Raw genomic sequence first — 12,162 nt, 5'->3', positions numbered from 1 at the left:
TTGGAACAGAACAGGTTTTATTGTGGCTCAACGTGACTATGTCGCCCGCAGCGGCTCAAAGAAAAAAAAGAAACAGACGAAAAAAACAACGAAATCATTGTTGGTGATGATTGCTTTGGCGGTGCTGGTGATTTTTGCCGGCGGACTGTATATCTTAAAGGAAAAATCGGCCGATATGGCGCCGGTGGCGGAATCGACGGACAAGAAAATGCCGAAAAGCATCCTGCCGACGCCGCCGGAAGAAGTGTGGAGCTATATTAAGGCGCTGGAAACCCGCACCGTGCCGGTGGATGATAATCCGCAGTCACTGGAAAAGAATATGCGTCTGACGGAAGAACAGAAAAAAGTGCTGCTGGCGATGGAACAGGAACAAAAAGCGGCGGAAAGCGCCCGCCAGCAGGCGGAAGAACGTAAAAAAGCCGAGGAAGAGGGGTTGAAAGAGGCAATTAAAATCGCCGAAGCAAAACCCGTTCAGGCGGCAAAAGCGGTGACTGAAGTGAAAAAAACGGAAGTCAAAAAGCCGGCCGAACCCGCGAAAGAACCGCCTAAAAAAGCGGAAAGTGCAACGGCACAAAGCGGCGCGGCGGAGAAAAAATTCGGGCTGCAATGCGGAGCGTTTAAAAATCAGCAACAGGCTGAGAATATGCAGGCGCGTTTAGCCATGGCGGGATTTAATGCCCGGGTGAATACCAGTGCGGACTGGAACCGCGTTGTGGTCGGCCCGGTGGGCGATCGCGCCGCCGCCAACCGCGCCTTGGAACAGGCGAAATCCATCGCCGCTTGTGTGGTGATCGGGATGTAGCGCGCTGACTTAAAATTGATGTCAAAGAACTGTGATTTACAGCTCTTTTTTGTTTTTGTTGTTTTGGGACGGGAAATCAGCGTGAAAGTGCGGTGGTTTTTGGCCGCGTTTTTTGCCTGCGGTTTTAAAGACACGCCGTTGCGGATTTGCCCGTTACGGCGCGGCACATGCCTTGTGCGGCAGCTGTATAATATGGCGGGTTTCTGATTTATTGCTTGCTAAAGCGAAAAAAATCATTAAAATGAACGAACGTTCATTCAGTCCCTTCGTCCGGACGCTTATTGACTAATAAACCGCCTGACTTACTGTATGCGACTTTTTCTTTAATTTCATTACTTATTTTAATTATTATGCGTCAACTAGAAACAGACATGGCCGAGCAGATTTTTGCCGCGACGGAACGTTTAATGGCCGAAAAGGGATTGCACAACCTGTCTATGCACAAAATTGCGAAAGAAGCCAAGATTTCTCCCGGTACCATTTATATTTATTTTAAAAGCAAGGATGAGCTGCTGGAGCAGTTCGCCCGGCGGCTGTTTTCGCTGTTTTCCGTCGAACTGGAACGACACTATGATGAAACCCGCTCTTATTTTGCCCAATACCGGCAAATGTGGTGGAATATCTGGCTGTTTTTGCAAAATAATCCGAGAACGGTGCTGAACATGAGTCAGTATCAGTCTTTACCGCACTTTCACGAAATCTGCACCGAACTGGAACACAAGAGCCTGTGGAACCGTTTTTGCCAGAAAGGCATTCAAGCCGTGGTTTTGGCGGATTTGCCGGTTCAGATTTTGTTTTCGCTGGGGCTGGGCAGTGCAATAAATTTAGCTTTTGATCGGATCTTTTTTAAACAGGAATTATCTGATGAAATGCTGGAAGCCGTGATCGAAAGAACATGGCGTGCGATTCAGAAATAATTTGTATTTGTTTTATCTCTATCTTTTTTACGGAGTTTTTTTATGAGTAATCAAGCTCAACATTCGAGACCGAAACGCTCTCATGCTTTTATGATGAAAGTGATATTAGGTGCGCTGGTATTGGTGTTTGTCGCGATGATCGGTGCGAATATTATCAAAGGCATCATGGTCGGCAAATATATGGCGGGGTTGCCTGAAACCGCCAATCCGGTCACGGCGATGAAGGTGGAAGCCCGCCAGTGGACGCCGGTGATTGAAACCACCGGTCTGGTACGTCCTAATCAGGGTGCGATGTTAAGCGCACAGGAAGCCGGCGCGGTCGCTAAGGTCTTGGTGCAATCCGGTCAGGCGGTGAAAAAAGGCGAATTGCTGGTGGAACTGGACAGTTCGGTGGAACAGGCGACCTTGCAGGCGTCGGTGGCGAAATTACCGTCAACCAAACAAACCTATCAGCGCTATCTGTCATTGTTTAAAACCCAAAGCATTTCGCAGCAGGATTTGGACGATGCCAAAGCCAGTTATGATGCGTTGGTCGCCAGTATCGCGTCGTTAAAGGCGAGCATTGAGCGGCGTCAGATTACCGCGCCGTTTGACGGCGTTGCCGGTATCGTCAAGGTGAACGCCGGGCAGTATGTCACCACCGGTACCGAGATCGTGCGGGTGGAAGACACCAGTTCGATGAAAATCGATTTTTCCGTGGCGCAGAATCTGCTGGAGCGTCTGCATGTGGGACAGAAAGTCACCGCGACCGCCGATGCCCGTTTAGGTGAAACCTTCGCCGCGAAAGTCACCGCCATTGAGCCGGCGATCAGTTCGTCCACCGGTTTAATTGATTTACAGGCGACTTTCGAGCCGGAAGACGGGCGCAAGCTGCTATCCGGTATGTTTACCCGTTTGCGTATCGCGTTGCCGACCGAAAACAATCAGGTTGTCGTGCCTCAGGTGGCGGTCAGTTACAACATGTACGGTGAAATCGCCTATCTGTTGGTGCCGCTTGCCGAAGAGGAGAGAAACAAGCTGATGGATAATGATAATTTCCCGCATAAAGATAATATTGACAAAGTGTATCGTGTTAAACAGATTACCGTTTTCACCAAAGATCGTCAGGGCATTTATGCGCAGTTAACAGGGGATGAGGTGAAAGTCGGCGATCAACTGGTGACCGGCGGTCAGCAGAATCTCAGCAACGGCAGTTTAGTGATTGTTGCGGATAAAGACGGTGTAGGAACTTCCGAACCGGCACAAAAAACCAATCTTTAATTACGGTTAGGAATATAAACGAATGAAATTTACAGATATATTTATTCGTCGTCCGGTTTTGGCGGTTTCGATCAGCCTGTTGATCATTATTCTCGGTTTACAGGCGATTTCAAAGCTGACGGTGCGTGAATATCCTAAAATGACGACCACTGTAATCAGTGTGAGTACGACTTATGCCGGTGCCGACGCCAGTCTGATTCAGGCTTTCGTCACCTCCAAGCTGGAAGAAGCCATTGCGCAGGCGGACAATATTGACTATATGTCCTCTTCCAGCCGGCCGAGTTCGTCCTCGATTACGGTGAAAATGAAACTGAACACTGATCCGAATGCCGCCTTGGCGGATATTCTGGCGAAGGTCAATTCGGTACGTTCGGAATTACCGAGCGGTATTGATGATCCGACCATTACCTCCTCAACCGGCGGTTCGGCGATTATGTACATCAGCTTCCGTTCCAATAAACTGGATGCCAGTCAGGTGACCGACTATATTGAACGCGTGGTGAAACCGCAGTTCTTTACCGTTGAAGGGGTGGCGAAAGTGACCATTTACGGGGCCTCTCAGTATGCTATGCGCATTTGGTTGGATCCGCAGAAAATGGCGTCGCAAAACTTATCCGCGACGGAAGTGGCTTCCGCCTTATCCGCTAACAATATTCAGACGGCGGCGGGGAACGATAACGGCTATTTCACGGTATATAAAAACAAAGTCGAAACCACAACCACCACAATTGAGCAGCTACAGAATCTGATTGTGTATTCCGACGGCGATAAGCTGGTACGTTTGCGCGATATTGCCGATGTGGAACTGAATAAAGAAGATGACGACAGCCGCGCGGTGGCGAACGGTTCCGACTCCGTGGTGCTGGCCATTGATCCGACCTCCACCGCCAACCCGCTGACGGTAGCGGAAAATGTGCGTCCGTTATACGAGAGTATCAAGAAAAGTTTACCGGACAGTATGGAAACCGATATTCTGTATGATACGACGATCGCCATTAACAGTTCGATTAACGAAGTAATTCATACCATTTTAGAGGCGACGGTGATCGTGCTGGTGGTGATTACCTTGTTTATCGGTTCGTTCCGTGCGATTCTGATTCCGATCATTACCATTCCGATTTCCTTAATCGGGGTGATTATGATGCTGCAAACCTTCGATTTCTCCATTAATCTGATGACCTTGCTGGCGCTGATTTTGGCCATCGGGCTGGTGGTGGACGATGCGATTGTGGTGCTGGAAAATGTGGACCGTCATATTAAACTGGGCGAGACGCCGTTCCGGGCGGCCATTATCGGTACCCGTGAAATTGCGGTGCCGGTTATTTCCATGACTATCGCGCTGGTGGCGGTGTATTCACCGATGGCGTTAATGGGCGGGATCACCGGTTCGTTGTTTAAAGAATTCGCCTTAACGCTGGCAGGTGCGGTGTTTATTTCGGGGATTGTGGCGTTGACCCTGTCGCCGATGATGAGCAGTAAGCTGTTAAAGGCGCATACCAATCCGTCTAAACTGGAAGAAATGATCGAACGCACTCTCGGCAAGCTCAACCGCGGTTACGCCTATGCCCTCGGGCTGGTTATGGCAAGCCGCAGATGTATGCTGGCGTTCGCGGCGATTATTTTCACTACCTTGCCGATGCTGTTTAATTCGCTGTCCAGCGAATTAACCCCGGCGGAGGATAAGGGCGCATTTATTGCCATAGGGACCGCGCCGTCCAATGTGAATATCGATTATGTGCAAGGTGCGATGAAAGAGTATGAAAAGATTCTGCATAACACCGAAGAAGTGCAGTTCTCCATGGTGATTTCCGGTGCGCCGAGTACCAATCAGTCCTTAAACGTCATTTCGTTGAAAGACTGGAACGAGCGGAAACGCAAACAAAGTGAAATTCTGGCGGATCTGAACAGTCAAGCGAAAGCCATTCCGGAAATTTCGGTCAGTGGTTTCGCGTTCCCGGAAATTAATACCGGTGAACAGGGACCGCCGATCGGTTTTGTGATCAGCACGGCTAATGACTATAGTAATTTAGCCAATGTCGCCGGTAAGTTTTTGCAGGCGATGCAAAGTTCGGGGCAATTCATTTATACCTCGCTGGATCTGAAATTCGACACGGCGCAGATGAAAATTACCGTCGATAAGGAAAAAGCCGGTTCTTACGGAATTTCCATGAGCCAGATCAGTAACACGCTGGGTAGCTATTTGTCTGCGGCAACCATTACTCGCGTGGATATTGACGGCCGTGCCTATAAAGTGATTTCGCAGGTAAAACGCAAAGATCGTCTGTCGCCGGAAAGCATGGACAACTACTTTGTTGAAGCCGGCAACGGACAGTCCGTACCGTTAAGCAGCCTGCTACATGTCACGCTGGAATCGCAGCCGAGTTCGTTACCGCGCTTTAACCAGCTGAATTCCGCCATTATCCAGGCGGTACCGTCACCGTCCAGCAGTATCGGCGATGCGGTGCAATGGCTGAAAGATACCGCCGCGACGGAACTGCCGCAGGGCTATAACTATGACTTCAAGAGCGAAGCCCGTCAGTTAGTGCAGGAAGGCAGCTCGCTGACCGTAACTTTCGCCTTGGCGGTCGTGATTATTTTCCTGGTGTTGGCGATTCAGTTCGAATCTATCCGCGATCCGTTGGTGATTATGATTTCCGTACCGTTAGCGGTGAGCGGCGCATTGCTGGCGCTGAATTTCTTCAGCTTCTTCGGTGTGGCGGGCACGACGCTGAACATTTATTCGGAAGTCGGGCTGATTACCTTGGTGGGGCTGATTACCAAACACGGTATTTTAATGTGTGAAGTGGCGAAAGAAGAACAGCTCAATCACGGCAGTAATCGTATCGATGCGATTACTCATGCGGCGAAAGTGCGGTTGCGTCCGATTCTGATGACTACCGCGGCGATGATCGCCGGTCTGGTACCGCTGTTATACGCCTCCGGTGCGGGTGCGGTATCCCGTTTCAGTATCGGTATCGTGATTGTGGCGGGGCTGGCGATCGGCACATTGTTCACCCTGTTTGTTCTGCCGGTGATTTATACCTATATCGCCAGCGAACATAAACCGTTACCGGTGTTTGATGAAAGTATTAAACCGATTGAAAGCGATACGCGCGATTAAATCATCGGATAATTGACTGAGAGAAGGCTGTGAAGACAGCCTTCTTTTTTACCGAAAACTCGGCAAAAAAGCACCGCACTTTTGGGCTGCGCGAAAACCGAAGCGGGGGAGGGGCGGCACAAATTATTCGCGCAGCGATTGAGTTAAAGCGGCTTTTCCTGTAAACTGCCATCCCGTCTTATTGCATTTATTCGCATACTTTTTCATTCCAAATACATAGGTTTAATATGGCTACCAATTATATTTTTGTCACAGGCGGTGTAGTATCTTCTCTGGGGAAAGGCATTGCCGCAGCCTCTTTAGCGGCGATTCTGGAAGCGCGTGGTCTTAACGTGACTATCATGAAGCTTGACCCTTATATTAACGTTGATCCGGGTACCATGAGTCCGACGCAGCACGGTGAAGTATTCGTCACCCAAGACGGGGCGGAAACGGATTTGGATCTGGGCCATTATGAGCGTTTTATCCGCACCAAAATGACCAAACGCAATAACTTTACCACCGGCAAAATTTATTCCGAGGTGCTGCGCAAAGAGCGCCGCGGCGATTATCTGGGCGCCACCATTCAGGTGATTCCGCACATTACCAACGAAATCAAAGCGCGGGTGATTGACGGCGCGGCCGGGCATGATGTGGCGATTGTCGAGGTCGGCGGTACGGTCGGCGATATCGAATCGTTGCCGTTTTTGGAAGCGCTGCGCCAGCTGGCGGTACAGGTGGGGCGGGAACGTACCATTTTCATGCACCTGACTTTGGTGCCTTATATTCCGACCGCCGGTGAAGTCAAAACCAAACCGACTCAGCATTCGGTCAAAGAACTGTTATCGATCGGTATCCAGCCGGATGTGCTGATTTGCCGCTCCGATCGTATGGTGCCGCCGAATGAACGGGCGAAAATCGCGTTATTCTGTAATGTGCCGGAAAGAGCGGTGATTTCGCTGAAAGATGTGAATTCCATTTATCAGATTCCGGCGCTGCTGAAATCGCAGGGGCTGGATGATTTTATTTGCCAGCGTTTCCATTTGGATTGCCCGCAGGCGGATCTGTCCGAATGGGAGCAGGTGCTTTATCAGGAAGCCAATCCGACCGGCGAAGTGACGATCGGCATGGTGGGCAAATATACCGAACTGCCGGATGCCTATAAATCCGTCAATGAAGCGTTAAAACACGGCGGGCTGAAAAACCGCTTAAGCGTGCAGATTAAATATATTGATTCGCAGGATGTGGAAACCAAAGGCACCGATATTCTGAAAGGGCTGGACGGTATTCTGGTGCCGGGCGGCTTCGGCTATCGCGGGGTGGAAGGCAAAATTTTAACCGCACAATACGCGCGGGAAAATAAAATTCCGTATTTAGGCATTTGTCTGGGGATGCAGGTGGCGTTGATCGAATATGCCCGGCATGTGGCGGGTATGGAGCAGGCCAATTCTTCCGAATTTGATAAAAACTGCCCGCAGCCGGTCATCGGTCTGATCACCGAGTGGCAGGATGCCGACGGCAACATTGAAACGCGCAGCGATAAATCCGACTTAGGCGGAACGATGCGTCTCGGCGCCCAGCAGTGCCATTTACTGCCGGGCAGTCTGGCACGCGAGCTGTACGGCGCGGAAACCATTGAAGAACGCCATCGTCACCGTTATGAAGTGAATAATGTGCTATTGCCGCAAATCGAAAAAGCCGGCTTAAAAGTGACCGGATTGTCGGCGGATAAAAAGCTGGTGGAAATTATTGAAGTGCCGAATCATCCGTGGTTCGTAGCCTGTCAGTTCCACCCTGAATTTACCTCGACGCCGCGTGACGGTCATCCGTTGTTTGCGGGCTTTATTAAAGCGGCGAAGGAAAATCAGAAAAAATAAGCTAAAAGCTGTGTTTGATCAAATAAGCATGATTTTTAGCAAGACAAACGGTGAAAAACGCTTTACTATATTTGCCGTTTGTAAGAATTCGTTTGAATTAACTTAAAAGAGGAAAATTAAAATGGCAAAAATCGTTAAAGTAATCGGCCGTGAAATCATTGACTCACGCGGTAATCCGACCGTTGAAGCCGAAGTTCATCTGGAAGGCGGTTTCGTCGGTATGGCGGCCGCACCATCCGGTGCATCTACGGGTTCCCGCGAAGCATTGGAATTACGCGACGGTGATAAATCACGTTTCTTAGGTAAAGGTGTATTAAAAGCGGTTTCTGCCGTGAATAATGAAATCGCTCAGGCCGTAGTGGGTAAAGATGCGTTGAATCAGGAAGAAATCGACCGCATTATGATTGAGCTGGACGGCACTGAAAACAAATCCAAATTCGGTGCGAACGCCATCTTAGCGGTTTCTTTAGCCAATGCCAAAGCCGCCGCCGCCGCACAAGGCAAACCGCTTTATGAGTGGATCGCGGATCTTAACGGCACACCGGGGCTTTATTCCATGCCGTTGCCGATGATGAACATCATCAACGGTGGCGAACACGCCGACAATAACGTGGATATTCAGGAATTTATGATTCAGCCGATTGGGGCGAAAACATTACGCGAAGCGCTGCGTATCGGTGCGGAAGTATTCCATAATCTGGCTAAAGTATTGAAATCCAAAGGTTTAAGCACCGCAGTTGGTGACGAAGGCGGTTTTGCGCCGAATCTTGAATCCAATGCCGCAGCACTGGCTTGTATCAAAGAAGCGGTGGAAAAAGCCGGTTATGTGTTGGGTAAAGACGTCACTTTAGCGATGGACTGCGCCTCTTCCGAATTCTATAACAAAGAAAACGGCTTATATGAAATGAAAGGGGAAGGTAAATCTTTCACTTCTCAGGAATTCACCCATTATTTGGAAGAATTATGCAAAGAATACCCGATCAAATCCATTGAAGACGGTCAGGACGAATCCGACTGGGAAGGCTTTGCGTATCAGACCAAAGTATTGGGCGACAAAATTCAATTAGTCGGTGACGACTTATTCGTTACCAATACCAAAATTCTGAAAGAAGGTATCGAAAAAGGGATTGCGAATTCCATCTTAATCAAATTCAACCAAATCGGTTCGTTATCCGAAACCTTAGCGGCTATCCGCATGGCGAAAGCAGCCGGTTATACTGCTGTGATTTCACACCGCAGCGGCGAAACCGAAGATGCGACTATCGCCGATTTGGCGGTAGGTACTGCGGCAGGTCAGATCAAAACCGGTTCGATGAGCCGTTCCGACCGTATCGCGAAATACAACCAGTTAATCCGTATCGAAGAAGCCTTAGGTGATAAAGCACCGTTCTTAGGCTTAAAAGCGGTAAAAGGTCAAGCGTAATTCTGCTTTGACGCTAATCACAGCCACCAAGACGAACTTGGTGGCTTTTTTGTCACAGAGATTTTGTTTTATTAACCGAAGCGATGGGAGAAAATATGATCTATACGGTACTTGACGAGCAGATCCTGCTGGGTGAAGCCTACCGCTGCGGCGCGCATTCCACACAGCACGAGCATCTGGTGGTGATTTTTGAAGATGACGGCGAGACGGGGTATTTCTATGCCATGGATTTACACCAGCGCGAACAGCCGGTTGTGGACAGCCTGTTCGTGTATTCGGTTCAGGATATTGAAGCCCATTCTTTGCATGAACCGCGCAAGCTGCAAATCGCCTGGTCGGAAGACGGCTATAAAGCCTTTTTGCTGATTAACGGTTATCCGCATGCGGTGTTTGATTTCAGCGGCTTTGTCGGTTACAACCACAGCAAATTCCCGCCGCCTGAACTGGGCAGCATGTGGACGCACAAAGAAACCACCCAAGAGCTGGTGGATAAGTGGCTGTTGGGGAAATAGTGCGGTTCCCCGCATTTTGAGCCTGCGGATCGTCATCGGCAGGCTTTTTTGTCGGATAATTTTTCCGTTTTTTCGATCCGTCTCGCAAAACGGCGATTAAAATCAACGAAATCCTCGAGCTTTGCGCTTATCCGGTGAATAATGCCGTTTTATTTATCAGGAGCAGCGAGTCATTATGCAGCGCAGCGCAATTTTCCTCCGCCTTTTGCAGATTCCTCGATTAGGCAGCGGCAGAATTCATCACATTCTCAATACCGTCAAGTTGACGGATCTGCTGAATTATGACGAAACGGCTTTTCGCCAAATGGGCTGGAAGCCGGAACAAATTCGCCGCTGGTTTAAACCGGAAATGAAATATATTGAACCCGCTTTACTCTGGGCGACCCAAAACGGCAATCAACTGATAGATTTTTATCATGAAGATTATCCTTATTTATTGCAGCAAATTAGCGGTGCGCCGCCGTTGCTGTTTTTGCGCGGAAATCCGACCGCACTTTCGCGACCGCAGATCGCGATGGTCGGCAGCCGGCAGTGTTCGCATTACGGCGAATATTGGGCCAAGCATTTTGCGGTCGAATTATGTTCCGCCGGTTTTGTGATCACCAGCGGGCTGGCATTGGGCATCGACGGCTTTTGTCACCAGGCGGTGGTGGATCTCAACGGGCAAACCATCGCCGTGCTTGGCAGCGGGCTGGAAAAGGTATATCCGGCGAAACATCGTCGGCTGGCAGGGCAGATTACCGATAACGGCGGCCTGCTGGTTTCCGAATTTTTGCCTCATCAGCCGCCGGTGGCGGAAAATTTTCCGCGCCGTAACCGCATTATCAGCGGTTTGTCTTTAGCGACGCTGGTGGTGGAGGCGACGGAACGCAGCGGCTCTTTAATTACCGCCCGGTATGCGCTGGAGCAGAATCGGGAAGTGTTCGCCCTGCCCGGCAATGTACAGAATGAATTCAGTCAGGGTTGCCATAAACTGATTAAACAAGGGGCAATGCTGGTGGAAAACGTGCGGGATATTGTGGAAAATCTGCCCGCACTGTCTTACGGCAGTTATCACGCACCGAAAGAGGAAAGGTTTCCCGCCGAACGGGAGCAGATTCCTCCGAATTCCTGCAAATTACCGGAAAATCCCGCCTATCCCGAACTTTATGCCCGTATCGGTTATCGGCCGCTCAGTCTGGATGAACTGGCGGCGCAATCGGGATTATCCGCACAGAACCTGCTGATTCAGCTGCTGGAGCTGGAATTACAGGAATTGATTATGCAGGAAAATGGTCTATACCGGCGCACCTGAATGGCGGTACAGCCGATAGCTGACCTGACCTGTGCTTTTTTCTTTCAATAATTGCCAGCCGGCGGGCACAGGCAACGGTTTATCTTTTTCCGTTTCCACATAAATCAATGCCTCGGGAGACAGCCAATTGTGCTGATGCAATAGGGCTATCGCTTTTTCCGCCAGATTAAAATGAAAGGGCGGATCGAGAAAAACCAGATCAAAGTACGGTGTGTTTTGCGCCTGATTGAGATATTGCAGACTGTCCTGATTGATGATCTGCGCCTGCTGCGGAGGGCATTTCAGCCTGAGCAGGTTGTTATGCAATTGCGCGGCGACGGCACTCTCCCGCTCTAAAAACGTCACCCGCTTTGCACGGCGGGAAAGTGCCTCAAACCCGAGCGAACCACTGCCGGCAAAGCAATCCAGACAACGGGCATCGACAATATAAGGCATCAACCAGTTAAACAGCGTTTCTTTAATCCGATCGCCGGTCGGCCGCAGTCCCAGTGCATTCAGCACCGGCAATTTCCGCCCGCGCCAAAGCCCGGCGATAATCCGCACTTCACCTTTATTATCGGGCCGCTGCGCGCCCTGTCGGAGAGGATTTTTTTTCATAGAGAGAATATAAATTATGATAAACTAGGCAAAATTTTGCTTAGTGTAGTACAAAATCGGCAAAACCAGTAATTTTTTCAGAAAATAGCGAGCGATTTATGTCAGAAGAGAATAAAAAAGGCGGTTTCTGGTCTTGGTTCGGCAGGGGGAAAAAGAACCCACAATCCTCCCCGCAGCCGTCGCAGGAAAATACCGCCGCACAGGATAATGAACCGGCCTCGGATAAGCCGGAAAGTGAGGCGCAATCTCACAAAGAGGCGGATATCAGCCCGCAAAGTGCGGTAGAAATTCAAACAGTTTCGCAATTTACCGAATCGGTTATACAACCGACTTCATCAGCGCTTGAATCACAACATGGCACGGTTAGCATAACGCCGGAA

Annotated in this window: 9 protein-coding genes and 1 pseudogene; 9 read left to right on the top strand and 1 reads right to left on the bottom strand. The window is 49.8% G+C overall.

Annotated elements, in window-relative coordinates; genetic code table 11:
• The first annotated feature begins 22 nt into the window (after positions 1–22).
• From ftsN to dprA, 8 genes are all read left to right on the top strand, one after another.
• Positions 23–802, top strand: a complete 780-nt coding sequence (ftsN, locus tag ACESOH_RS01575; RefSeq protein WP_373099239.1) for a cell division protein FtsN — start codon at positions 23–25, stop codon at positions 800–802.
• Positions 803–1,152: 350 nt separating this feature from the next.
• Positions 1,153–1,719, top strand: coding sequence for a TetR/AcrR family transcriptional regulator (locus ACESOH_RS01570; RefSeq protein ID WP_373099237.1), 567 nt, complete (start codon positions 1,153–1,155; stop codon positions 1,717–1,719).
• A 42-nt stretch (positions 1,720–1,761) separates the two neighbouring features.
• Positions 1,762–2,979 carry a multidrug efflux RND transporter periplasmic adaptor subunit AcrA gene (gene acrA / locus ACESOH_RS01565; protein ID WP_032093451.1) on the top strand — a complete coding sequence of 406 codons (1,218 nt, stop codon included), beginning with the start codon at positions 1,762–1,764 and terminating at the stop codon, positions 2,977–2,979.
• Positions 2,980–3,001: 22 nt separating this feature from the next.
• The gene (gene acrB, locus ACESOH_RS01560; RefSeq protein WP_032093452.1) at positions 3,002–6,100 is read left to right on the top strand and encodes a multidrug efflux RND transporter permease subunit AcrB; all 3,099 of its coding nucleotides are present in this window, start codon (positions 3,002–3,004) and stop codon (positions 6,098–6,100) included.
• Positions 6,101–6,327: 227 nt separating this feature from the next.
• Positions 6,328–7,956, top strand: a complete 1,629-nt coding sequence (gene pyrG, locus ACESOH_RS01555; RefSeq protein ID WP_032093453.1) for a glutamine hydrolyzing CTP synthase — start codon at positions 6,328–6,330, stop codon at positions 7,954–7,956.
• Positions 7,957–8,077: 121 nt separating this feature from the next.
• A complete protein-coding gene (eno, locus tag ACESOH_RS01550) occupies positions 8,078–9,379 on the top strand; it encodes a phosphopyruvate hydratase (protein ID WP_032093454.1) in 1,302 nt (433 codons plus the stop codon).
• A 95-nt stretch (positions 9,380–9,474) separates the two neighbouring features.
• Complete coding sequence (locus tag ACESOH_RS01545; protein WP_032093467.1) at positions 9,475–9,891, top strand: DUF2251 domain-containing protein; 417 nt, start codon at positions 9,475–9,477, stop codon at positions 9,889–9,891.
• Positions 9,892–10,063: 172 nt separating this feature from the next.
• Positions 10,064–11,185 carry a DNA-processing protein DprA gene (gene dprA, locus ACESOH_RS01540; RefSeq protein WP_373099856.1) on the top strand — a complete coding sequence of 374 codons (1,122 nt, stop codon included), beginning with the start codon at positions 10,064–10,066 and terminating at the stop codon, positions 11,183–11,185.
• On the opposite strand, the gene rsmD is transcribed toward dprA, so the two are convergent.
• The gene (gene rsmD / locus ACESOH_RS01535; RefSeq protein WP_373099234.1) at positions 11,168–11,782 is read right to left on the bottom strand and encodes a 16S rRNA (guanine(966)-N(2))-methyltransferase RsmD; all 615 of its coding nucleotides are present in this window, start codon (positions 11,780–11,782) and stop codon (positions 11,168–11,170) included. The two genes, dprA and rsmD, sit on opposite strands and share 18 nt — an antisense overlap.
• Before the next feature lie 98 nt (positions 11,783–11,880).
• On the opposite strand from rsmD, the pseudogene ACESOH_RS01530 reads away from it, so the two are divergent.
• Positions 11,881–12,162: pseudogene (locus ACESOH_RS01530) on the top strand (signal recognition particle-docking protein FtsY); the annotation flags it as partial.

The organism is Necropsobacter rosorum (genome assembly GCF_964241405.1).
GTDB lineage: Bacteria > Pseudomonadota > Gammaproteobacteria > Enterobacterales > Pasteurellaceae > Necropsobacter > Necropsobacter rosorum.
Note: the sequence above shows the minus strand (reverse complement) of the source record. Positions and strands in the feature narration are given on the sequence as shown.